The 24,535-nt window shown below is 64.1% G+C and carries 18 protein-coding genes; all 18 read left to right on the top strand.

Annotated elements, in window-relative coordinates; all coding sequences use genetic code 11:
* The first annotated feature begins 8 nt into the window (after positions 1-8).
* The 18 genes from hpaD to BraRD5C2_RS26770 all read left to right on the top strand — a co-directional run bounded on the left by hpaD (position 9) and on the right by BraRD5C2_RS26770 (position 24,535).
* A complete protein-coding gene (gene hpaD / locus BraRD5C2_RS26855) occupies positions 9-1,016 on the top strand; it encodes a 3,4-dihydroxyphenylacetate 2,3-dioxygenase (RefSeq protein ID WP_223973666.1) in 1,008 nt (335 codons plus the stop codon).
* A gap of 33 nt (positions 1,017-1,049) precedes the next feature.
* The gene (locus tag BraRD5C2_RS26850; RefSeq protein WP_223973665.1) at positions 1,050-2,228 is read left to right on the top strand and encodes an ABC transporter substrate-binding protein; all 1,179 of its coding nucleotides are present in this window, start codon (positions 1,050-1,052) and stop codon (positions 2,226-2,228) included.
* A gap of 6 nt (positions 2,229-2,234) precedes the next feature.
* Entirely contained in the window at positions 2,235-3,254 is a 1,020-nt protein-coding gene (locus BraRD5C2_RS26845) for a branched-chain amino acid ABC transporter permease (protein ID WP_223973664.1), read from the top strand.
* A 2-nt stretch (positions 3,255-3,256) separates the two neighbouring features.
* Complete coding sequence (locus tag BraRD5C2_RS26840; protein WP_223973663.1) at positions 3,257-5,020, top strand: branched-chain amino acid ABC transporter ATP-binding protein/permease; 1,764 nt, start codon at positions 3,257-3,259, stop codon at positions 5,018-5,020.
* Entirely contained in the window at positions 5,004-5,750 is a 747-nt protein-coding gene (locus BraRD5C2_RS26835) for an ABC transporter ATP-binding protein (RefSeq protein ID WP_223973660.1), read from the top strand. The genes BraRD5C2_RS26840 and BraRD5C2_RS26835 overlap by 17 nt, the downstream gene beginning before the upstream one ends.
* A 42-nt stretch (positions 5,751-5,792) precedes the next feature.
* Positions 5,793-6,188 carry a RidA family protein gene (locus BraRD5C2_RS26830; RefSeq protein ID WP_223973658.1) on the top strand — a complete coding sequence of 132 codons (396 nt, stop codon included), beginning with the start codon at positions 5,793-5,795 and terminating at the stop codon, positions 6,186-6,188.
* Positions 6,178-7,773, top strand: a complete 1,596-nt coding sequence (locus BraRD5C2_RS26825; protein WP_223973650.1) for an amidohydrolase — start codon at positions 6,178-6,180, stop codon at positions 7,771-7,773. Before BraRD5C2_RS26830 ends, BraRD5C2_RS26825 begins: the two co-directional genes overlap by 11 nt.
* Before the next feature lie 97 nt (positions 7,774-7,870).
* A complete protein-coding gene (gene hpaE, locus BraRD5C2_RS26820; RefSeq protein ID WP_223973648.1) occupies positions 7,871-9,409 on the top strand; it encodes a 5-carboxymethyl-2-hydroxymuconate semialdehyde dehydrogenase in 1,539 nt (512 codons plus the stop codon).
* 29 nt (positions 9,410-9,438) lie between these two features.
* Positions 9,439-10,263, top strand: a complete 825-nt coding sequence (locus BraRD5C2_RS26815) for a cyclase family protein (RefSeq protein ID WP_223973646.1) — start codon at positions 9,439-9,441, stop codon at positions 10,261-10,263.
* A 115-nt stretch (positions 10,264-10,378) separates the two neighbouring features.
* Positions 10,379-10,843, top strand: coding sequence for a homoprotocatechuate degradation operon regulator HpaR (gene hpaR, locus BraRD5C2_RS26810; protein ID WP_223973644.1), 465 nt, complete (start codon positions 10,379-10,381; stop codon positions 10,841-10,843).
* A gap of 436 nt (positions 10,844-11,279) precedes the next feature.
* Entirely contained in the window at positions 11,280-13,967 is a 2,688-nt protein-coding gene (aceE, locus tag BraRD5C2_RS26805) for a pyruvate dehydrogenase (acetyl-transferring), homodimeric type (RefSeq protein ID WP_223973642.1), read from the top strand.
* Positions 13,968-13,989: 22 nt separating this feature from the next.
* Positions 13,990-15,561 carry a dihydrolipoyllysine-residue acetyltransferase gene (locus tag BraRD5C2_RS26800; protein ID WP_223973640.1) on the top strand — a complete coding sequence of 524 codons (1,572 nt, stop codon included), beginning with the start codon at positions 13,990-13,992 and terminating at the stop codon, positions 15,559-15,561.
* A gap of 17 nt (positions 15,562-15,578) precedes the next feature.
* A complete protein-coding gene (gene lpdA / locus BraRD5C2_RS26795; RefSeq protein ID WP_223973638.1) occupies positions 15,579-17,324 on the top strand; it encodes a dihydrolipoyl dehydrogenase in 1,746 nt (581 codons plus the stop codon).
* A gap of 47 nt (positions 17,325-17,371) precedes the next feature.
* Positions 17,372-18,706, top strand: coding sequence for a dicarboxylate/amino acid:cation symporter (locus BraRD5C2_RS26790; protein ID WP_223973636.1), 1,335 nt, complete (start codon positions 17,372-17,374; stop codon positions 18,704-18,706).
* Between the two features lie 67 nt (positions 18,707-18,773).
* Positions 18,774-19,946 (top strand): acetyl-CoA C-acetyltransferase, encoded by a 1,173-nt coding sequence (locus BraRD5C2_RS26785; RefSeq protein WP_223973635.1) that lies wholly within the window; start codon positions 18,774-18,776, stop codon positions 19,944-19,946.
* 108 nt (positions 19,947-20,054) lie between these two features.
* Positions 20,055-20,780 carry an acetoacetyl-CoA reductase gene (gene phbB / locus BraRD5C2_RS26780; RefSeq protein WP_223973634.1) on the top strand — a complete coding sequence of 242 codons (726 nt, stop codon included), beginning with the start codon at positions 20,055-20,057 and terminating at the stop codon, positions 20,778-20,780.
* Positions 20,781-20,885: 105 nt separating this feature from the next.
* Complete coding sequence (locus tag BraRD5C2_RS26775; RefSeq protein ID WP_223973633.1) at positions 20,886-23,162, top strand: NADP-dependent malic enzyme; 2,277 nt, start codon at positions 20,886-20,888, stop codon at positions 23,160-23,162.
* A 50-nt stretch (positions 23,163-23,212) separates the two neighbouring features.
* Complete coding sequence (locus tag BraRD5C2_RS26770) at positions 23,213-24,535, top strand: NAD(P)/FAD-dependent oxidoreductase (RefSeq protein WP_223973632.1); 1,323 nt, start codon at positions 23,213-23,215, stop codon at positions 24,533-24,535.

Below are 24,535 nucleotides of genomic sequence, written 5' to 3'. Positions count from 1 at the left end.
GGGTCGAAGTGAGCGCAGGTCGAATCAAGGACATAGCCAACATTCAAAAACTGGGGCACGTCGAGTTCCGGACCACGGACCTGGAGCGGGCGAGGGACTTCTACGTCAATCTCATCGGCCTTCACGAAACGGCGCGCGACGACAATCGGGTCTATCTGCGCTGCACCGAGGACAAGCAGCATCATACCTTCGTGCTGCGGAAGGCCGATAGCGCCGGTGTCGGCCATATCGGTTTCGTGGTGGCTCAGGATGCCGAACTCGATCGGATGAAGTCCCGCTTTGAGCAACTTGGCCTGCCGACGCGCTGGGCCGGCAACGACATGCTCGGCCAGGGTCGTACGTTGCGGGTCCAGGACCCGCTTGGTTTCATCGTCGACTACTATGCCGAGATCGAGTCCGTGCCCTGGCTCGTGCAGCACTATCACCTTCACAGGGGTGCCTCGCCGACCCGCATCGACCATGTGAACGTGCTGACACCGGATGCCCAGGCCGGCTACGACTGGTACACCCAGGAGATGGGCTTCGGCTGCGCCGAGCTGACGGAGGGCGATGCGCCCGAGAAGCGGGTGTGGGCGAGCTGGCTGTTTCGGAAATCGACGGTTCACGACATCGCGGTCATGACCGGCGCAGGTCCCGCGGCGCACCACGTCGGGTTCTCGCTCGGCGATCCGCTCTCGATCATCAAGGCATGCGATCTGCTGGCGGGAGCCGGCTACGCCGACAGCCTCGAGCGCGGGCCGGCGCGGCACGGCATTTCAAATGCGCTGTTCGTTTATGTGCGCGACCCCGACGGCAACCGGTTCGAGCTCTACACCGGCGATTACCTGACCGGAAACACGGCGGCCGAACCCATTCGCTGGCATCTCAACAATCCGGTGCGGCAGACCCTGTGGGGTGCGCCGCCGCCTCGCCGGTGGTTCGAGGAGGCCATGTCGGTCGAGGAATTCGACGGGCACGGCATGAAGAAGACCAAGCCGCCCTTGATGCAATCCGTGCCGAGCTACGTGCTCGATTAGTCCGCCCGTCGCCATATTGTGGGATCTCCTATCGTGAAAAACGTTCTAGCCTTGGTTATTGCCGCACTTGCCTTGCCGGGCTTCGCATTCGCTGCAGACAAACCGGAGCTTCGCATCGGCTCGGTGGTTGCAATGACGGGGCCGGCGTCCGCGCTCGGCCTGCCCGCGAAAAATGCTATCGATCTGTTGCAGGAGCGACTGGCGAACGATGCGAGCCTGCCGTTCACGGTCAAGTTCATCACCTATGATGATGCATCGGATCCGACCAAGGCGGTCAACAGCGTCCGCAAGCTCGTCACGGAAGACCGCGCGCACGTCGTGATCTGCTGCAGCACCACACCGGCATCGATGGCGATCCTCGATGTCGTCACGCAGGCCAAGGTGCCGAATATCTCGCTTGCGCTGGGGCAGAGCGTGATCGAGCCGGTGAAGGAGCGTTACTGGATCTTCAAGACACCGAGTACCGACCAGTTGCAGATCGCGGTGCTGGTCGACGACATGATCAAGCAAGGCAGCAAGAAGGTGGCTTTTCTCGGCCTGGAAGATTCCTTCGGTGAGGGCGGCTGGGTCGCGATGCAGAGCGTTGCCAAGGCCAAGGGCGTCGAGATCGTCGCAGCCGAACGCTTCGCCCGGACCGACACTAACTTTACCCCGCAGGCGCTCAAGGTGCGTCAGGCAAGCCCGGGTGCGGTTTACATCCATGCCATCCCGCCATCGTCGGCGCTGGTCCAGCAGGCGCTGCGGCGCGTCGGCTATACCGGGCCGATCTATCATTCGGGCGGGTCGGCCAACAGCGCGTTCCTTTCGATCGGCAAGAAGGACGTCGACGGCGCGCTGCTCGGGACGACGCCGGTTCTGGTCTACACCGACCTTGCGGGCAACAATCCGCTGAAGCCGGTCATCGCGGACTTCGCGGCGCTTTATGAGAAGCGCTTCAATGTTCCGAAGGTCGATATCTTCCCGGGGCAGGCCTGGGACGCCGGCAACATCGCGCTCAAGGCAGCCGCGGAGGCCGCCAAGGGCGGAGCCAAGCCCGACGACGTCGACGCATTCCGCGCCGCACTGCGCGACAAGATCGAAGCCACCAAGGAGTTCGTCGGGGTCGGCGGGATCTTTAATTACACGCCCAGCGACCACCTCGGGCTCGATGCACGGAGCACCTTTATCGCCGTCGTCAAGAATGACGAGTTCCGCCTGTACGACGCCAAATAAAGCACGATGGATACCGCGCTCTTTCTTCTCGTCGACGGACTGACCAACGGGCTCGTCTACGCTTTGCTGGCGCTCAGCCTGGTGCTGACGTTCACGGTCACGCGCGTCGTGAACATCGCGCAGGGCGAATACGTTATGCTGGGCGCGTTGACCCTTGCCGATCTGCTGCAGGGGCGCTTCCCCGGCTCGGTCTATCTCCTGGTCGGCGGACTGGCACTGTGCGTCGTGCTGGATGCGCGGCGGTGGCGCAGTGACTGGAAAGGGGCGCTGCTGTTCGCCGCGGGCATGTTGCTCGCCGCGGTCGGGGCGGTCGCACTGGCCAAAGGCGCGCTGGCGTTGCAGTTGCCGGTTGTCGCGATGATGCTGGTCGCGCTCCTGCTCGTCGCGCCGATCGGCGTCCTGATCTACCGCTTCACCGTGCATCCGATTCCCGACGCGTCAACCATCGTCTTCGTGATCATCTCGGTCGGCGTTTCGATGAGCGTGCAGGGACTTGGCCTGTTGATCTGGGGCGCGAGCCCGTATCCGGTCGATCCGGTGGCTTCCGGCGGCACGCTGCTCGGTCCGGTGTTCGTTCCGTATCAGAGCTTCGTCATCCTTGTTGTCGCGCTAGCCTCGATGGGCGGGCTCTATCTTTTTTCGGAGTACACTTTGGTGGGGAAGGCACTTCAGGCATCGGCGATGAACCGGTTGGGCGCGCAGTTTTGCGGCATACCCGTCGCCAAGGCGGGCGGCCTCGCGTTTCTGCTGGCTGCCGCCTTCAGCGCCATCAGCGGCATGCTGCTCGCGCCCCTGATCACCGCGAACTATGAAATGGGCTTCATGGTCGGCCTCAAGGGCTTCGTCGGCGGCGCCATGGGTGGATTGATCGATTATCCGTTCGCGCTGCTCGGGGTCATGATGGTCGGGGGGTTGGAGACGACGTCTGCCTATCTCGCGAGCGCCTACCGCGACGTGCTGGTGTTCGGGCTCCTCATCCCGACCCTGCTCTGGCGCAACGCCCGGCAGCGCGCGGAGGCGAGATGATCATGCGCGCACGATCGGTTCTCGGGCTCTGCGTCGGCGCAGCGTTCGTCGCCGCGCCCTGGGTCCTGCCGTCCTTCTACGTCGGGATCCTGGCGTTTGCCGGCATCTACGCCCTTGCGGCGATCGGCCTGATCCTGCTGCTGCAGGCGGGGCAGGTCTCGCTCGGCCAGGCAGCCTTCATGGGGATTGGCGGTTACGTCTCGGCGCTGGTGTCGCGGGCCTACGGCATCGACAGCGCTTTGACGCTCGTGCTGGCGGTCGCGGTGACTGCGGTGATCGCCGCGGCGTTCGGACTGATGACGCTGAAATTGCGCGGTCACTATCTGCCGCTGGCGACCCTCGCGTTCGGGATTGCAACGTCCGGCGTCTTCACGGCCTGGCACGATGTCACCGGCGGCGCGTCGGGGCTCGACAAGATCCCGTCGCTCGGGCTGTTCGGACACGTGATCACCGATGACCGCTTCTATGCGCAGCTGATCTGGATCGTGGTGCTGCTGGCGGTCTGCGGCGTCAACCGGCTTCGGACCTCGCGGGTTGGACGGGCGATCGCCACGCTGGAATCGCATGATGGCATGGCGCGCAGCTTTGGCGTCGATACGACCGCGTTGCGCGTAAAGGTCTTCGTGCTTTCGGCCGTTCTGGCCGCGCTTGCGGGCGCCCTTTATGTTCACCTGCTGCGCTTCGTCAGTCCTTCGCCTTTCGGACTGTCGAGCTCCTTCAAGCTCCTGATCATGTCCGTCGTCGGCGGCCCGGTCAGTGGCGCGGGTGCGGTGCTCGGGGCCGTGACGCTCGAAAGTGCGCAGTGGGGATTGCAGGATCTGCTGGCGCGCTGGGGCGCATCCGGCAACCTCGAAGTGATCGTGTTCGGCATTCTGCTGGTCGTCATGCTGCTGAAATTTCCGCGCGGGCTGTGGCCGACCGTGGAGAAGCGGCTTCCTGCTCCGGCGGCTCGCAGCCGCGACGGTGCAGGCCTGCCGATGCGCAGGCCGGATACGAAGCCGGGTGAGGTGCTGCTCGATCTCAAGGGGATCGGCATCCGGTTCGGCGGATTGCAGGCGCTGGCCGACGTCGACATGGTGCTTCGTCGCGGCGAACTCGTCGGACTGATCGGTCCGAACGGGGCAGGGAAGACGACGCTGTTCAGCATCATCTCGGGATTGCAGCGGCAGACATCCGGTTCGGTCAAATTGTTTGGCGAGCCGCTGCCGAGGAGCCACCTAATTGTGCGCAACGGCATGGCGAGGACGTTCCAGCATGTCCAGCTCGTGCCCGAGATGTCGGTGATCGAGAACGTCGCGCTCGGCGCCTACTGGCGCACCCGCGCCGGATTTGCCCGCAGCCTGCTGGCGCTCGACGCCAGTGAAAACCAGCAGGCGCTGGCGACGGCTCAGGCGGCGCTCGTGAGGGTTGGCCTTGCCGCAGAGGCCGATCTTCCCGCCGGAAGCCTGCCGCTCGGCAAGCAGCGGATCGTCGAGATCGCGCGCGCTCTGATGGCCGATCCGCAAATCCTGTTGCTGGACGAGCCGGCGGCCGGCCTGCGCTTCTCGGAGAAGCTGATGCTGGTCAAGATCCTTCGCCAGTTGCAGGCCGACAACGTCACGATCCTGCTCGTCGAGCACGACATGGAGCTGGTGATGGGATGCGTGCAACGCCTCGTGGTACTCGATCGCGGACGCATGATCGCCGAGGGGACCCCGCACGAGGTGCAGGCCAATCCGGCGGTCATCGCTGCCTATCTTGGTGGAAGCCGTGACAAAGCTGCTTGAAGTCTCCGATCTGACCGTCGGCTACGGCAACGCCGTCGCGCTGGAATCGATCAGCTTCGATCTCGCGCGCGGCGAGTTCATCACCTTCATCGGTCCTAACGGCGCGGGCAAGACGACGCTGCTCAACTGCCTGATGGGCGTTCTGTCGCCAAGATCCGGGACGGTGGTGTTCGAGGGGCGGGCGCTCAACGGCGAGGCACCGGAGGCGCGCGTCGCCAAGGGGATCGTGCTTGTTCCTGAGCGACGGGAGCTGTTTCCGTCGCTCAGCGTCGAGGATCATTTGAGGCTGGGCGCCTTTCTGAAGCGGCGTCGCAGCCGCGAGGCGACCGCAACTGTGCTGGATCGCATTTACACATTGCTGCCGAAACTGCGCGAGCGCCGGCGCCAGCTGGCCGGAACGCTTTCCGGCGGCGAGCAGCAGATGGTCGCGGTCGGCCGCGCACTGATGTCGGAGCCTCAACTGTTGATGCTCGACGAGCCGTCGACCGGTCTCGCGCCGCGGATCACCGAAGAGATCTTCGACACCATCGATCGTCTCAGATCGGAAGGCATGACCGGCATTCTGGTCGAGCAGAACGCCAATCTCGCTTTGTCGGTTGCGAGCCGGGGCTATGTCATCGAGGTCGGCAATGTCGTCGCGGCTGGAGCTGCGCGCGAGCTTCGCCAGGATCCCCGCCTGATGGCCGCCTATCTCGGTGCCGGCGATCGCTATCGCGACATCGCCATCTGAGTTCAGACGTTCACGAATTTCACCCAGCAGAAGGACACACCCATGTCACGCACAGTCATCGTCCCGCCGACCGGTTTGCGGCCGGGCCTCCCGTACTCTCCGGCCATCCGCTGGGACAGGCTTCTGTTCGTTTCCGGGCAGACCGGCTCCGATCCGGTGACGCGCGCGTTTCCCGAGGACATCAAGGCACAAACGCGCATCGCGCTCGACAACGTCAAGGCGCTTGCGGAGGCCGGTGGAGCCGGGCTCGACACGGCGTTGAAGATGACGATCCACATGACCGACATGATGAACGAGTTTGCGGCCATGAACGAAGTGTTCCGCGAATACTTCCCGAAGGATCCGCCGTCGCGCACGACCGTCGGCGTCGCGCATCTGGCGCGTGCCGGGCTGAAGATCGAGATCGACATGATCGCCGTGGTCAAGGATGCCGGCTAGGACGCCAACGACACTCCTGCGCGGCGGCCTGTTCGCCGCGCAGGATCGCTCAACGCCCGACAGCCTGCTGATCGCGGACAACCGCATCGCCTGGCTGGGGTCGCGTCACGATGCGCCGTCGGCTGATCGCGTCGTCGACCTCGACGGTCGCCGCGTGGTGCCCGGGCTGACCGACGCGCATCTGCACTTCTTCATGCGGGCGCAGGAATTGCTCAACCTGCAACTCGGCGCCGGCGTATATTCGGTTGCGGAACTGCTCGACCGTCTGCAAGGCGCCTGTGTTGCGGCCGGGCGGGGCGAATGGGTGGTCTCGGCCGACTACAACGAGCAATCGTTGCTGGAGCGCCGGCATCCGACATTGTCCGAGCTGGATGCGGTGTCGCAGGATCATCCCGTGCTGTTGCGGCGGACCGGCGGGCACCTTTCCGTGGCGAACTCGGCGGCGCTCCGGCTCGCGCAGTTCGACGCCACCACGCCGAATCCGCCCGGTGGAACGATCGAGCGGGATAATGGCCGTCTGTCCGGCGTGTTGACGGAAACCGCCGCGGATATCGTCGCCGAGCTGGTCCCTCAACCGTCGCAGGCCCGGACCATCCAGGCGATCGGGAAGGTGGTCAAGGAGAGTCTGGGCTTCGGCATCGTCGCGGCGGTCGAAGCCGCGGTCGGATTCAACAGCGGCTTCGAGACGGAGTGGGATATCTGGAGCGCGATCAGGGATGCCGGCGCGGTGCCGGTGCGCATGGGCTTCATGCTTCGGATCGACCCGGCGCAGGCGCGTGCGCTAAACATCGTCCCGTCGCAATTTGACCCGCACTGGCAGGTCCGCACCTTGAAATTCTTCGTCGACGGCATCGTCGGAGCCCGGACGGCGGCACTGTCCGAACCTTACGCCGATCGTGAGACTTGCGGCCTCCTGATGGAGGACCCGGCCGATCTGCGCGCCAAGGTGATGGACGCCCATGCGGCGGGCTGGCAGCTCGCCGCCCACGTCATCGGAGACCGTGCGATCGATCATTGGCTGTCCGCCTTGGAGGCTGCGCAACGTGCCGCGCCGCGGGGCGAACCTCGGCATCGGCTCGAGCACTTCGCGATCTGCAGGGCAGATGCGGTCGAGAGGGTTCGCTCGCTCGGTGCGATCGTCGTCCCGCAGTACGGGTTCCTGCATCGGCTCGGTCGATCCTTCGCGCACGCCGTCGGACCTGCGCGCGCCCAGCGATTGTACCCGGGCCGCACGGTCCGCAATGCCGGTGTGACGATTGCCGGCAGCTCGGATCATCCAATCGGTCCGCTCTCGCCGTTCATCGGCATGGCGGCCGCAGTCGATCGCAGCACCGCCGAAGGACTGATCATGAACGCGCACGAGGCGCTGTCGCGTCGGGAAGCGTTGGATATCTATACAAGCGGCGGAGCGTTCGCGATGGGGCACGAGCAGTGGCGCGGCGCGATCGCTGTCGGCTACGCCGCCGATCTCGCGGTGGTCGATCGCGACATTTTGGCCGATGGCGCCGACATCGCGCCAGCTCGCAGCCACGCAACGTGGGTTGATGGCGAGGTTGCCTTCTCCGATGGAGCGCTCGGCATTTGAAGACGAGCGTCAATCCGGCAGCTTGCCGGAATAAACTTAACATGTTAAGTATATGCAAGATCGAGAATTCCGAACTCGAGAATCCAAGGAGATCGACATGAACAAGCCTCTTCCGAACAACGCCTTGACCGACAATCTCCGCAAGGCACAGCAGCATCTGGCCCGATTCAAGAGCGCGGTTGTCGCGCATCGCATTGCCGGGGAGAATGTGCTTAGCCAGGACGCGTTCGACAATTTCGATCCCTCAGACAACTCGGTGCTCTGCCGCGTGTCGTCCGGCACGCCCGCCGATGTCGATCGGGCCGCGCGCGCGGCGGAGGAGGCGTTCAAGGTCTGGAAGGACGTCCCGGGAGAGAAGCGCCGCGCACTGCTGCACACGATCGCCAACAAGATCGAGGCGCGCGCGGACGAGATCGCGCTGGTCGAGAGCACCGATAGCGGGCAGGCGATCCGTTACATGTCCAAGGCGGCCTTGCGCGGAGCCGAGAACTTCCGCTTCTACGCCGACAAGGGCCCGGAGGCATCCGACGGGCTCTCGATGCCGACGCAGACCCATCTGAACTACACGGTGCGACAGCCGATCGGCCCGGTAGGCGTCATCACGCCGTGGAACACGCCCTTCATGCTCTCGACCTGGAAGATCGCGCCGGCGCTCGCGGCGGGCTGCACCATCGTGCACAAGCCCGCCGAATGGAGCCCGTTGTCGGCGGTCATCCTGTCGGAGATCATGAGCGAAGTCTTCGAAGGCGCGGGACTGCCGAAGGGGATCGTCAATCTGGTTCATGGCTTCGGCGAGAGCGCCGGCAAGGCTCTCACGGAGCATCCGGCAATCAAGGCGATTGCGTTCGTGGGCGAGTCGATTACGGGCAGCCATATCATGGCGCAGGGTGCGCCGACGCTGAAGCGTGTGCATTTCGAGCTCGGCGGCAAGAATCCGGTGTTCGTGTTCGATGACGCCGATCTCGACCGCGCCTTGGACGCGGTGCTGTTCATGATCTACAGCCTGAACGGCCAGCGCTGCACATCGTCGAGCCGCGCGCTGGTTCAGCGATCGATCTATGACAAGTTCACCGCCGAGCTGAAGGCGCGTGTCGAGAAGATCAAGGTCGGGCATCCGCTGGATCCCGCGACCGAGCTTGGGCCGCTGATCCATCCGCGCCACGCCGAGAAGGTGCTGAGCTACAGCCAACATGCCAGGCAGGAGGGTGCGCAGGTTGCAACCGGCGGCGTTCGTGCGCTCGAGGGCAAGGGCAATTTCGTCTGCCCGACGCTGTTCACTGACGCGAAGAACAGCATGCGGATTGCGCAGGAAGAGATCTTCGGGCCGGTGTTGACCGCGATCCCGTTCGAGGACGAGGCCGATGCGCTGCGCATTGCCAACGACGTGCGTTATGGTCTTGCGGCCTACATCTGGACCGGCAACGTCGGTCGCGCCCATCGCGTCGCGCAGGGCGTGGAAGCAGGCATGGTCTGGATCAATTCCGAGAACGTGCGTCATCTGCCGACGCCTTTCGGCGGCGTCAAGTCAAGCGGCATCGGCCGCGACGGCGGAGACTATGCTTTCGAGATCTACATGGAGCAGAAGAACATTGCGGTCGGTCTCGACAGGCACCGGGCGCCGAAGATCGGCGTGTGATCGCTGTTGGAACCGTGGGAGGTGTTGAGATGAACAGTCGATTGCCAGCGTTCGACCCTAAGCTGCTCGGCGCGATTGCCGGCGATGCGAGGCTTTACGAGCTCTCGCACGCGATGGCGCCGTCCATGCCGGTGTATCACCAGCACATCCCGTATTCGCTGGCGCTGCATCGGAGACACGGTGACCCGCATCCCACCAAGCGACAGGATGGATCGAGCTTCGCCAATGAGGTCATCGTGACCTCAGGTCACTCCGGCACCCACATCGACGCGCTCGGACACTTTTCGCGCAACGGCTGTCTCCATGGCGGGATCAAAGTGTCCGAGGTCGAAACGCGGGACGGCTACCGCGAGCTCAATGCCGCCGACATTCCGCCAATCGTCCAGGGAGCCGTCGTGCTTGATGTCGCGGCCGCCAAAGGCGTGGATTGCCTCAAGCCGGCCGAAGAAATCTCCGTCGCAGATCTCGAAAAAGCGTTGTCGCTCAGCGCATCGGAGATTCGCCCGGGAGATGCCGTCCTGATACGGACGGGCTGGTCGAAATACTGGTCGGATGCGGAGATGTTCATCGGCCGGCGCGGCGGCATGCCCGGTCCGGGAGAGGCTGCCGCGCGCTGGCTCGTCTCGCGTGGGGCCTGCCTGGTTGGATCGGATACGCCCGGCTTCGAATGCCTGCCCAACCCGGGAAATTCGGTGCACGCCATCATGCTGGTGGACGAGGGCATTCATATCATGGAGAATCTGAACCTCGAGGAGATCGCGCAGGCCCGCAAGCCCCGGGTGATCTTCGTGGCGTTGCCGCTGCGTCTCGCGGGATCGACCGGTTCGCCAATCAGGCCGATCGCCATCGCGTGAGGCCGCCGCCGTCAACTGCGCATCGCTGTCAGGGCTGAACGTGGACCGAGCTCGCGGGGGCAGGGCGCCGACACCGCCGACGCGTCAATCGGATGACGTTCCGAACGGCAGCGTGATGCGCGACTTCTCGCTCTCGCTGCCAATGTCGCTGCTTCGCGCGCGAGAGGCGGTGATGGCGCTGTTCCGGCCGCCGCTTCGGCAACATGGCTTGAGCGAGCAGCAGTGGCGGGTGTTGCGTGCGCTCGCCTCGGTCGGGGCAATGGAGACGTCGGAGCTGGCTGGTGTCGCGTTCCTGCTCGGTCCGAGCCTGTCGCGCATTCTCAACGATCTCGAGACGAGGCAATTGATCGAGCGGCGGGTGATCGTCGCCGACCGTCGCCGAACAGGCATAGCGATCTCCCGGCAAGGACTCGCTCTCATCGAAGCGATTGCGCCGACGTCCGAGCAAATCTACGCAGAGATTGCCGGCCGGTTTGGTGTCCGCAAGCTGGCGCGCCTTCACGAGATGCTCGGCGCTCTCGAGCGCGACCTGGCAGAGCTGCCGGCGGCACGGATGGCACGGAAGAATCAGGCAGATTGAGCCTGCGCCCCTCTTAGGGAGCGCTCGCTTCGGGTACGCGGGATGACGTCGCGCCCGGTCCTCAGACGGCTTCATCGGGATGATCCGACATTTCGGGCGACCCTTCAGGTGGGTTTTCCGGAGCGTCAGACAGATCCCGCCCGAATGCATTGGCTGGCATGCCGACCCAAAGGGCAAAGCCAAACAAAATGAATGACATCCTCGCGATCGGCCGGGCATTGCGTGGTCTGGCACGAATGCTGCTTGGGATGCCTCCAAGAGGAGCAACAGCTCCAGAAAACACAATGCGAGGGGACGTTCCGATGCCAGCCAACACTCAATTCACCACCTAAAAGCGACGGGATATCGCCCGTTCGGCATTGCGCGCTCCCGCATGAACGCGGGCCGCGATGAGCGTTGGCGCGCGACTTCGGCTTGGCATGCGATGGAGAAGGCAATGACGATCGCAGACGCTCACGATCAGGATCCGCTGGAAACCCGGGAGTGGCTCGATGCCCTTTCGGCAGTCCGGGGTCATCGCGGCAATGACCGCGCGGAATTCGTTGTCAACGCGATGGTCGATGCGGCGCGCCGCGGCGGTCTTCAGATCGAGCAGTCGCTGACGACGCCCTATTGCAACACGATCCCGCTGGACCAGCAGCCGGCGCTGCCCGGCGATCGCGCCATCGAGCACAAGCTTCGCTCCCTCATCCGCTGGAATGCGCTCGCGATCATCCTGCGGGCCAACAAGGAAAGCTCGGAGCTTGGCGGCCATATCGCAAGCTTCCAGTCGGCCGCCACGCTGTACGATATCGGCTTTGGCCATTTCTGGCACGCCCCGACGGATGCTCACGGCGGCGATCTGATCTTCGTCCAGGGTCACTGCTCACCCGGCATCTACGCGCGTGCGTTTCTCGAGGGGCGATTGAGCGAGGAACAGCTCCTCAGCTTCAGGCAGGAAACCTCGGGCAAGGGATTGTCGAGCTATCCGCACCCCTGGCTGATGCCTGATTTCTGGCAGTTCCCGACGGTGTCGATGGGACTCGGGCCGCTGATGGCGATCTATCAGGCGCGCTTCCTGAAATATCTCGAGAACCGCAAGCTGGCCGAGACGTCCAAGCGCAAGGTCTGGGCGTTCATGGGTGATGGCGAAACCGACGAGCCGGAATCGCTCGGTGCGATCTCGCTCGCCGGCCGCGAGAACCTCGACAATCTGATCTTCGTCATCAATTGCAATCTCCAGCGGCTCGATGGACCCGTCCGCGGCAACGGCAAGATTGTGCAGGAGCTCGAAAGCATCTTCCGCGGCGCGGGCTGGAACGTGATCAAGGTGCTGTGGGGCTCGGGGTGGGACCGCCTGCTGCAAAACGACAAGAGCGGGCAGCTGCTCAGGCTCATGGAAGAATGTGTCGATGGCGAATACCAGGACTTCAAGAGCAAGAGCGGCGCCTACATTCGCGAGCACTTTTTCGGCAAGTACGATGAGACGAAGCAACTCGTCGCCGACATGAGCGACGACGAGATCTGGCAGCTTGCGCGCGGCGGCCATGATCCCGAGAAGGTCTTTGCCGCTTACACCGCGGCCGTGAACCACAAGGGTCAACCCACGGTCATTCTGCCGAAGACCGTCAAAGGCTACGGCATGGGCGAGTCCGGCGAAGGTCAGATGATCGCCCACCAGGCGAAAAAGATGACGCTGGACGCGCTGCGCGGTTTTCGGGATCGCTTCCAGGTGCCGGTCTCCGACGCCGATTTGGCCAAGGTACCTTTCCTCCAGCTGCCGGAAGATAGCCCGGAAATGAAGTATTTCCGAGCACAGCGCGAAAAGCTCGGCGGCTACCTTCCGCAACGCCGGCGGAAATCCGCGTCCTTGCAGATTCCGCCGCTCTCGACGTTCCAGCGGCTGCTCGAAAACACCGGAGACCGCGAGATCTCGACCACGATGGCGTTCGTGCAATTGCTCGGCGCCCTTGTCCGCGACAAGGCGATCGGCAAGCACATCGTGCCGATCGTGCCGGACGAATCCCGTACCTTCGGCATGGAGGGCATGTTTCGGCAACTCGGCATCTATTCGTCGGTGGGCCAGCTTTACCGGCCGCAGGATGCCGACCAGCTGATGTACTACCGTGAGGACAAGAGCGGGCAGGTCTTCCAGGAGGGCATCAACGAAGGCGGCGCGATGTCCAGCTGGATCGTCGCGGCGACGTCCTACTCGACGAACAACGTGCCGATGATTCCGTTCTACATCTACTACTCGATGTTCGGCCTGCAGCGCGTCGGCGACCTCGCCTGGCTCGCCGGCGACATGCGGGCGCGCGGCTTCCTACTCGGCGGCACTGCCGGCCGCACGACGCTGAACGGCGAGGGGTTGCAGCACGAGGACGGACACAGCCACGTGCTCGCGGCCACCATCCCGAACTGCGTTTCCTACGATCCGACGTTCGCCTATGAGGTGGTGACCATCGTCCGCGAGGGCATGCGCCGCATGTATGAAGCGCAGGAGGACGTCTACTATTACATCACCCTGATGAACGAGAACTATCCGCACCCCGCGCTGGCCGATGCAGGCAAGGGCGCGGAGGAGGGAATTCTCAAGGGCCTCTATCTTCTCAAGAGTGGTGGCGAAGCCGCGAAGAAGGAACTCCGCGTCCAACTCGTCGGGTCAGGCACGATCCTGCGCGAGGTGATCGCGGCCGCCGACCTGCTCAAGGCGGACTTCGGCGTGACCGCGGATATCTGGAGCGCAACCAGCTTCAACGAACTGCGTCGTGACGGCATGGCGGCGGAGCGCTGGAACCTGCTGCACCCGACCGAGCCGCGGCGCAAGAGCTGGGTGGAAGCGCAGCTCGAAGGACATCCGGGGCCGGTCGTGGCGTCGACCGACTACATGCGGAATTACCCCGACCAGATCCGGGAATATGTGCAAGCGGCCGGGCGCCGCTACGTTGTGCTCGGTACCGACGGGTTCGGCCGCAGCGACTATCGCGTGAAGCTGCGGCGATTTTTCGAGGTCGACCGGCACTATGTCGCGATCGCGGCGCTCAAGGCGCTCGCCGACGAGGGAGCGATCAAGCCGGCAATCGTCGCCGAGGCCATCGTCAAATACCAGATCGACGCCGGGCGCGCTGCGCCATGGACCGTGTGAGGCAGGGGCCGAGGGCAGAGCGATGAGTGGTCTGATCGACATCAAGGTTCCCGATATCGGTGACTTCAAGGACGTCCCGGTGATTGAGGTCTTCGTCAAGCCTGGCGACAGCGTCAAGGCCGAGGATCCGCTGGTTGCGCTGGAGTCCGACAAGGCGACAATGGAAGTGCCGTCGCCGCGCGACGGCGTGGTGAAGTCGGTGGTCGTCAAGGTCGGTGACAAGGTCAGCGAAGGCGCAGTGATCGTGCAGTTCGAGGGCGCGGGCGCCGAGCAGGGCGAAACGCGGCCTGTCGTCAGCGCGCCGCCGTCGCCGGTCAGCGCGCCGGCGGGTATCGCCGAGGTCCGTGTCCCCGACATCGGCGACTTCAAGGACGTGCCGGTGATCGAAATCTTCGTGAAGCCCGGCGACAGCGTCAAGGCCGAGGATCCGCTGATCGCGCTCGAGTCGGACAAGGCGACGATGGAAGTGCCGGCGCCGCTCTCGGGCACCGTGCGCGAGATCAAGGTGAAGACGGGTGACAAGGTCAGCGAGGGCGCAATCATCCTGGTGCTTGCAACAAGCAACGCATCCGCGGTGGCTCCCGCCGTCACGGCGGCGCCGGCACCGGCATCGTCGGCAGCCACCGCCGCTCCTCCGGCACAAGCCGGCGCCGTCGACGAGAAGGCCTTTGCGCTCGCTTATGCCGGCCCTGCGGTGCGCAAGCTGGCGCGCGAACTGGGCGTTGATCTCGGCATGGTCAAGGGCTCGGGCAATCACGGCCGCATCGTGCGCGAAGACGTCGAGGGTTTTGCCAAGGGTGGCACGCCTGCCGCCAAACCGCAGGCTGCGGCCGCAGGCGGGGGAAGCGGCGTAGGCGGCATCGACCTGTTGCCCTGGCCCAAGGTCGACTTCGCGAAGTTCGGGCCGGTCGAGCGCAAGGAGCTCGGCCGCATCAAGAAGATCTCCGCGGCCAACCTGCACCGCAACTGGGTCGTCATTCCGCATGTCACGACCCACGACGAGGCTGACATCACCGAGCTCGAGCAATTCCGGGTCAAGATGAACAAGGAGCTGGAGAAGAGCGGCGTGAAGCTCTCGCTGCTGCCGTTCATGGTGAAGGCAGCCGTCGCGACGCTGAAGAAGTTCCCCGAGTTCAATGCCAGCCTCGACGGCGATACGCTGGTCTACAAGAACTACTGGCACATCGGCTTTGCCGCCGACACGCCGAACGGGCTGATGGTGCCGGTGATCCGCGATGCCGACAAGAAATCGGTGCCGGAGATCGCGAACGAGATGAATGCACTCGCCAAGCTCGCGCGCGAGGGCAAGATCAAGCCCGACCAGATGCAGGGCGGAACGTTCTCGATCTCGTCACTCGGCGGCATCGGCGGCATCTATTTCACGCCGATCATCAACGCGCCCGAGGTCGCCATCATGGGCGTGTGCAAGGGTTACTGGAAGCAGCATTCGGCCGACGGCAAGGCCTGGACCTCGCGCCTCACGCTGCCGCTGTCGCTGTCCTGGGATCACCGCGTCATCGACGGCGCGGCCGCTGCACGCTTCAACGTCTACTTCGCCAATGTACTCGCCGATCTCCGGCGCGTGTTGTTCTGAGATCGGGGGAGAGCAGCATGGCTCAGCAGATCGAGGTCAAGGTCCCTGATATCGGCGACTTCAAGGACGTGGCGGTGATCGAGGTCCTGGTGAAGGCCGGCGAGACCGTCGCGGTCGACACCAGCCTTATCATGGTCGAGTCCGACAAGGCGTCGATGGAGATTCCGTCCTCGCACGCCGGCGTGGTCAAGGAGATCAAGGTCAAGGTCGACGACAAGGTCAGCGAGGGATCGACGATCCTCGTGCTGGAGACCGCGGGTGCCGCGGCTGCGCCGGCGCCCGCACCAGCTGCGCAACCGGCCGCCGCTCCGCCGCCGGTCGCGCCCGCCGCGGCGTCCTATTCCGGCAAGGCCGAGATCGAATGCGAGATGCTGGTGCTGGGCGCCGGTCCCGGCGGCTATTCGGCCGCCTTCCGTGCCGCCGATCTCGGCATGAAGACCGTGCTGGTCGAGCGTTACGACACGCTGGGCGGCGTGTGTCTGAATGTCGGCTGCATCCCGAGCAAGGCGCTGCTGCATACCGCGTCGGTCGTCGACGAGGTCAAGCATCTTCCCGACCATGGGATTTCCTTCGGCGCGCCGCAGATTGATCTGGGCAAACTGCGCGCGTTCAAGGACGGTGTGATCAAGAAGCTGACGGGCGGTCTCGCCGGGATGGCAAAGGCCCGTAAGGTTGAGGTGGTGACCGGCGTCGGCACCTTCCTCGATCCGCATCATCTCGAGGTTGCCACGGCGGGCGGCAGGAAGACGGTCAAGTTCGCCAAGGCGATCATCGCTGCGGGTAGCCAGGCGGTGAAGCTGCCGTTCCTGCCGGAAGACCCCCGTATCGTCGATTCGACCGGCGCGTTGCAGCTGAAGTCGATCCCGAAGCGCATGCTGGTGGTCGGCGGCGGCATCATCGGGCTCGAAATGGCGACGGTCTATTCGACGCTCGGCACGCGCATCGACGTGGTCGAGATGCTCGATGGCCTGATGCAGGGCGCCGACCGGGACCTTGTCAAGGTCTGGGACAAGATGAACACGCATCGCTTCGACAGAGTGATGCTGAAGACCAAGACGGTCGGCGGGAAGGCGACCGAAGCCGGGATCGAGGTCAGCTTCGAAGGCGATCAGGCGCCGGCCGGACCGCAGCTCTATGATCTCGTTCTGGTGTCGGTCGGCCGCAGCCCGAACGGCAAGAAGATCGGCGCCGAGAAGGCCGGTGTCGCGGTCACGGATCGCGGCTTCATCGACGTCGACAGGCAGATGCGCACCAACGTGGCGCACATCTTTGCGATCGGCGACATCGTCGGGCAGCCGATGCTGGCGCACAAGGCTGTGCATGAAGGCCATGTCGCGGCCGAAGTGGCCCATGGCGAGAAGTCGTATTTCGACGCGCGGCAGATTCCGTCCGTCGCCTACACCGATCCCGAAGTGGCCTGGGCCGGCAAGACCGAGGAGCAGTGCAAGGCCGAGGGCATCAAGGTCGGCAAGGCGGTGTTCCCCTGGGCGGCGTCGGGCCGAGCCATCGCCAACGGACGCGACGAAGGTTTCACCAAACTGCTGTTCGACACGACGACCCATCGCGTGATCGGCGGCGGGATCGTCGGCACGCATGCGGGCGATCTCATCAGCGAGGTCTGCCTGGCGATCGAGATGGGATGCGAGCCGGCGGATATCGGCAAGACCATTCATCCGCACCCGACGCTCGGCGAGTCGATCGGCATGGCGGCGGAGGTCTTTGAAGGCCACTGCACCGATCTGCCGCCACAAAAGAAGAAATGACGTTGGCCTGCCGATGCGCAGGCACAGAAAGATCAGGAGAAGACACAATGTCTGGAGCGACCACCGCGACGTCCGGAACGGTGCCCGTCACGCAGAAGAAGCCGTTCTACCGGATCCTCTACGTTCAGGTGCTCGCGGCGATCGTGTTCGGCGTCATTGTCGGCTGGCTCTGGCCTGATCTGGCCAAGAACGACTGGATCAAGGCGATGGGCGACGGCTTCGTCAAGCTCATCAAGATGGCGATTGCACCGATCATCTTCTGCACGGTGGTTTCGGGGATCGCCCACATTTCCGAAGTGAAGAAGGTCGGCCGCGTCGCGATCAAGTCGCTGGTCTACTTCGAGGTCGTCTCGACCTTTGCGCTGGCGTTGGGCCTGATCGTCGCTAACGTGCTGCATCCTGGAAGGGGATTCCAGGGCCAGTCGAACGCCGCGGCGGTCGCCGGCTATGCCAAGCAGGCGAGCGAGATGAAGTCGGTGGACTTCGTCCTGCACATCATTCCGGACACGGTGGTCGGAGCGTTCGCCCAGGGCGAGATCCTGCAGGTTCTGCTGTTCGCCATCCTGTTCGGCTTCGCGCTGATGGGGCTCGGCGAACGGGCTCACACCGTCCGCTCGATGATCGACGACGTCGCGCATGCGATGTTCGGCGTCATCTCGATCGTCGTCAAGGTCGCGCCGATTGGCGCCTTTGGCGCGATGGCCTATACGATCGGCCGCTACGGTCCCCAGGCGCTCGGCAATCTCGCCGGCCTGATCGCGACCTTCTATCTCACCGCGATGCTGTTCGTGGTCGTCGGGCTCGGCATTATCGCCCGGATTGCCGGCTTCTCGATCTTCAAGTTCCTCAAATACATCAAGGACGAGCTGCTGATCGTGCTCGGCACGTCATCCTCGGAAAGCGCGCTGCCGCAGCTGATGGAAAAGCTCGAGCGTCTCGGCTGTTCCAAGTCGGTCGTCGGTCTCGTCGTGCCGACCGGCTATTCCTTCAACCTCGACGGCACTAACATCTACATGACCCTGGCGACGCTGTTCATCGCTCAGGCGATGAATGTCGATCTCAGCTTCGGCGAGCAGATGACCATCCTCATCGTTGCCATGCTGACGTCGAAGGGCGCCTCGGGAATTACAGGCGCCGGCTTCATCACGCTCGCAGGTACGCTGGCGGCAGTCAGGCCGGAGCTGCTTCCCGGCATGGCGATCGTGCTCGGCATCGACAAGTTCATGAGCGAATGCCGGGCTCTGACCAATCTGTGCGGCAACGGTGTCGCTTGCGTCGTCGTGGCGTGGTGGGAAGGCGAGCTCGACCGCGAGAAGCTGCGTGCCGGGCTCGATCAGGACATTGATCCGAGCGACATCGAGGTGGCGGTAACGACGGGTTAGGCGAGTACGGAGGGTCGTCGTCGACGATCGCCGCCGGTTCATCAGAGCTACATCAAGGGAGTTGGTCATGACGGACGTGGTTGTTGTTTCCGCGGCGCGGACAGCGGTGGGCTCGTTCAACGGAGCGTTCGGGACGGTACCCGCTCACGAACTCGGCGCGATCGCGATCAAGGGTGCGCTTGAGCGCGCCAAGGTGTCGCCGGAAGATGTCGACGAGGTCATCCTGGGGCAGGTGTTGTCCGGCGGTGAGGGACAGAACCCGGCGCGGCAGGCCGCCATGGCGGCCGGCATCCCGCAGGAGAAGACGGCGTGGGGCATGAACCAGCTCTGCGGCTCGGGCCTGCGGTCGGTCGCGTTGGGCCTGCAGCAGATCGCCAATGGCGACGCCAGGATCATCGTCGCCGGCGGCATGGAGTCCATGTCGATGGCGCCGCATCTGTCGCATATGCGCGGCGGTACCAAGATGGGCGACGTCAAGTTCGTCGATTCCATGCTGAAGGACGGCCTGATGGACGCCTTCCACGGCTACCACATGGGCGTCACGGCGGAGAATATCGCTGCCAGATGGCAGATCACGAGGGAAGAGCAGGATGCGTTCGCAACCGGCTCGCAGAACAAGGCCGAGGATGCACAGAAGGGCGGCCGGTTCAAGGACGAGATCGTTCCGGTCACCGTCAAGACCCGAAAGGGAGACGTCGTCGTTGACCAGGATGAGTACATTCGCCCGGGCACGACGCTGGACGCGCTTGCGAAGCTGAAGCCCGCTTTCAACAAGGAAGGCACGGTGACCGCCGGCAACGCGTCGGGTCTCAACGACGGTGCGGCCGCGCTGGTCTTGATGAGTGCGGATGAAGCCAGCAGGCGCGGCCTCACGCCGCTGGCGAAGATCGTCTCGTGGGCCACCGCCGGAGTCGATCCCGCGGTCATGGGCTCGGGGCCAATTCCGGCATCGCGCAAGGCGCTGGAAAAGGCCGGCTGGAAGGTCCGGGATCTCGACCTCGTCGAGGCCAACGAAGCCTTCGCCGCCCAGGCCATCGCCGTCAACAAGGACATGGGGTGGGATCCGGCGATCGTGAACGTGAACGGCGGCGCCATCGCGATCGGCCATCCGATCGGCGCGTCCGGTGCGCGTGTTCTGACGACGCTGCTGTTCGAGATGCAGAAGCGCGGTGCGAAGAAGGGCCTCGCCACGCTGTGCATCGGCGGGGGCATGGGCGTCGCCCTGACAGTCGAGCGCTGAACCGGCGCAGGCCCACCCGGGTTCGATCCGAACAAGGCGCGGCCGGCACCAGCCGACCGTGAGAGACGGCGGCGCGCGAATAGAAAACGAACCGATCAGGAGGAGATCATGTCGAAGGTTGCAGTGGTGACCGGCGGAACGCGAGGCATCGGCGAGGCGATCTCGGTCGCGCTTAAGGCGGCCGGCTACAAGGTGGCCGCGAGCTACGCCGGCAACGATGAGGCGGCCGCCAGGTTCAAGAGCCAGACCGGCATCAACGTCTACAAATGGGACGTCTCGAACTACGAGGCCTGCGTCGCCGGTCTGAAGCAGGTCGAGGCCGATCTCGGTCCGGTGGACGTGCTGGTCAACAATGCGGGTATCACCAAGGACGGCATGTTCCACAAGATGACGCCGGAGCAATGGTACGCGGTCATCAACACCAACCTGAACTCGCTGTTCAACATGACGCGACCGGTGTGGGAAGGGATGCGTGAGCGGAAGTTCGGACGGGTGATCTGCATTTCCTCGATCAACGGCCAGAAGGGCCAGATGGGACAGGTCAACTACTCCGCCGCCAAGGCAGGCGACATCGGATTCGTGAAAGCGCTGGCCCAGGAAGGCGCGCGCGCCGGCATCACCGTCAACGCGATCTGTCCCGGCTATATCGCCACCGAGATGGTCAAGGCGATCAACCCGGACATCGTGGCCAAGAACATCCTGCCTCAGATCCCGGTCGGCCGCCTCGGTGAACCGCAGGAGATCGCGCGTGCGGTGCTGTTCCTGGCCTCCGACGATGCCGGCTTCATCACGGGCTCGACGATTTCAGCAAACGGCGGCCAGCACGTGGTCTGAGTTGGTCCGGCAATGTGGACGCGGTCGCCCGGCCGAGGGTGAGATGAACGCGAGGGGGCGGCCTAGATCGGCCCCTCGAACGAAGAGATCAAGTTGGGGAATATGATGGACCAGGATCTGAAGGAAGCCGCACTCGAGTATCATCGCCTGCCGACCCCGGGAAAGATTTCCGTGGTGCCGACCAAGGCGATGGCGACCCAGCGCGACCTCGCGCTGGCGTATTCACCCGGTGTGGCAGAGCCCTGCCTGGTCATCGCCAACGACCCGTTGCAGGCCGATGTCTTGACCGCCCGCAGCAATCTCGTTGCCGTCGTCACCAACGGCACGGCCGTGCTCGGCCTCGGAAACATCGGCCCGCTGGCCGGCAAGCCGGTCATGGAAGGCAAGGCGTGCCTGTTCAAGAAGTTCGCGGGAATCGACGTGTTCGACATCGAACTCGCCGAGGAAGATCCGGACGCACTGATCGAGACCATCGCCAGGATGGAGCCGACCTTCGGCGGCATCAACCTGGAGGACATCAAGGCGCCGGAATGCTTCTACATCGAGAAGAAGCTCCGTGAGCGGATGAAGATCCCGGTGTTCCATGACGATCAGCATGGCACCGCGATCATCGCTGCGGCCGCGATCCTCAACGGGTTGAAGCTGGTCAAGAAGGACATTGCCGACGTCAAGCTGGTTTGCTCCGGCGCCGGCGCCGCGGCGCTTGCATGCCTTGATCTCATCGTCAGTCTTGGGTTGCGCCAGGATCGGATCATCGTCACCGACGCGAAAGGCGTGGTCTATGCCGGCCGCACGGAAGGCATGGACGACAACAAGGCGCGCTATGCCGTGAGGACGGACGCGCGGACGCTGGACCAGATCATCGGAGACGCGGATATCTTCCTCGGCCTTTCAGCGGGCAAGGTGCTGACGCCCGAGATGGTCAAGAAGATGGCGCGCGATCCCCTGATCTTCGCGATGGCCAACCCTGTTCCCGAGATCATGCCGGAGGACGCGTTGGCCGTTCGTCCCGATGCGATCATCGGCACGGGACGTTCGGACTATCCCAACCAGATCAACAATGTCCTGTGCTTCCCGTTCATCTTCCGCGGCGCGCTGGATTGCAGCGCGACCACCATCAACGAGGAGATGAAGCTCGCGACGGTGCGCGCGCTCGCCGACCTCGCCATGACGGAGGTGCCGGAGGTCGTGGCTGCCGCCTATAAGGGCGAGGGACTTCGTTTCGGCAGGGATTATCTCATCCCCAAGCCGTTCGACCCGCGTCTCATCGAGATGATCGCTCCGGCGGTGGCCAAGGCCGCAGCCGACAGCGGTGTTGCCAGGCGCCCTATTGCCGATATGGACGCCTATCGCCAGAAGCTCGGCCGCTTCGTCTACCACTCCGGCAATGCGATGCAGCCGGTCTTCTCCGCGGCCAAGGGAAGCGGAAAATCCCTCGTGCTGGCGGAGGGCGAGGATGAGCGCGTACTGCGCGCGGCGCAGGTCATCGTCGACGAGGGGATCGCCAGGCCGCTGCTGCTTGGCCGGCCCGCGACGATCGATGAGCGGATCAAGGCATTCGGCCTCCGGCTCCAGCCCGGCACCGATTGCGAGACCATCGATCCGCATGATGTCGAGATCTATTCGAAGTGCGCGGACGTGTACCATGCGCGCAGGAAACGCGATGGCGTCTCGGCCGCTCTGGCGCTGTCGGAGACCCGGAGCAACGCGACCGTGCTCGCGTCTATCCTTCTGGAGAGGGGCATCGGCGATGCGATGCTGTGCGGTGTGATCGGAAGGACCGCGGATCACCTGGCCGCCATCCGCAACGTGATCGGAACGCGAGAGCATGTGCGGACGCTCGCAGTGATGCAGATGCTCATTCTTCCGCAGCATCAGCTCTTCATCTGCGATACCCACTGCAATCTCAACCCGACTGCCGAACAAATTGCCGACATCGCCTTGCTGGCGGCGGAGGAGGTCAAGCGATTCGGCATCACCCCGAGGGTGGCGTTGCTGTCGCATTCGAGCTTCGGCAGCTCTGCGGTCCCGGAAGCGCACAAGATGCGGGAGGCGCGTGCAATCATTCGTGAGCGGTCGCCGGAACTGGCGGTGGAAGGCGAGATGCGCGGCGATGCCGCGCTCTCGCAGTCGGTGCTCGATCACGAGTTTCCTGATTCCGGCTTCGTGGGCCCGGCAAACGTGCTGGTGATGCCCAATCTGGACGCCGCCAACATCTCGTACAATTTGTTGCGGATGGCCGCGGGGCAGGGGCTGACGGTCGGAGGCATACTGCTCGGCGCCGCCAAACCGGCCCACATTCTCACGCCGTCCGCCACCGTCCGGCGCATCGTGAACATGGCGGCAGTCGCTGCCGCGGATGCGATTTCGGAGAGAACCTGATCCAGAGCACACGATTGGGTGGGCTGTGAACGCGTTCGGTCGAGGCCATCATGAGTGAGGCGCAATCGGGAAAACCCCGGGTCGTGATCGTCGGAGGCGGAGCGGGCGGGTTGGAACTCGCGACCAGCCTCGGCGACAAATACGGTCGCAAGGGGAAGCTCGAGGTCACGTTGATCGAGCGGAACCGCACCCATGTGTGGAAGCCGAAGCTTCACGAAATCGCCGCCGGCAGCATGGATATCGCTGCGCACGAAGTCGACTATCTCGCGCAATCCTACTGGCATGGATTCCGCTACCGGATCGGGGAGATGATCGGAATCGATCGGGAGCGACGTCAGGTGCTGGTGGCGCCCTATCTCGATGCCGAAGGCCGTGAAGTGACACCGAAGCGGACCGTCGACTATGACGTTCTTGTCGTTGCTGTCGGCAGTCAGAATAACGACTTCGGCACGCCTGGCGTCGTCGAGCACGCGATCAAGCTGGAGTCGCAGGCCGATGCAAAGCGGTTTCACGAACGAATGGTCAATGCGTGCATCCGCGCCCATGCCCAATCATCGCCTGTCGCGGAGCACCAGCTGAAAGTCGCAATCATCGGCGCCGGGGCGACCGGTGTCGAACTAGCCGCGGAGCTGCATCGAACGACGCGGGAAGTGGTCGCGTACGGGCTCGATCAGGTCGATGCGCAGAACGACATCAGGATCACGCTGATCGAAGCCGCCGACCGGGTGCTCCCGGCATTGCCCGACCGGGTTTCGAGCGAAACCGAGAAGCTTCTTGTCAAGCTCGGCGTCCATGTTCTGGCCGGCGCGAAGGTCTCCGAAGTTGGTTCCGAGCATGTGAGCCTGACGGACGGACGGACCATCCCCGCCGAACTGATCGTCTGGGCTGCCGGCGTCAAGGCGCCCGATTTCCTGAAGGACATCGCCGGCCTCGAGACCAATCGCATCAATCAACTGGTCGTGCGGCCGACGCTGCAGACGACGCGTGACGAGAACATTTTCGCCATTGGCGACTGCTCGGCCTGCTCATGGGGCGAGCGGGGCAACGTGCCGCCCCGTGCACAGGCGGCCCATCAGCAGGCGTCTCACCTCTATGCCCAGATTCCGCGGCACCTGCGGGGCGAAACGCTCAAGGATTATCGGTACCGCGACTTCGGCTCCCTGGTCTCGCTCGGCGAATTCAGCACCGTCGGATCGATGATGGGCGGACTGGTCGGTGGCAGCCTCGTGTTCGAAGGGCTGGTTGCCCGGATGATGTACCTGTCACTCTACAAGATGCATGAGTACGCCCTGCATGGCTCGGCCAAGGTGGCGCTTGACACGTTGGCCCGCTTGATCACGCGGCGGACCGAGCCGCACGTCAAGCTCCATTGA

It is taken from the genome of Bradyrhizobium sp. RD5-C2, from assembly GCF_019972155.1.
Classification (GTDB): domain Bacteria; phylum Pseudomonadota; class Alphaproteobacteria; order Rhizobiales; family Xanthobacteraceae; genus Bradyrhizobium.
The sequence above is the reverse complement of the archived record's forward strand: the minus strand, read 5'-3'. Positions and strand labels throughout refer to the sequence as shown.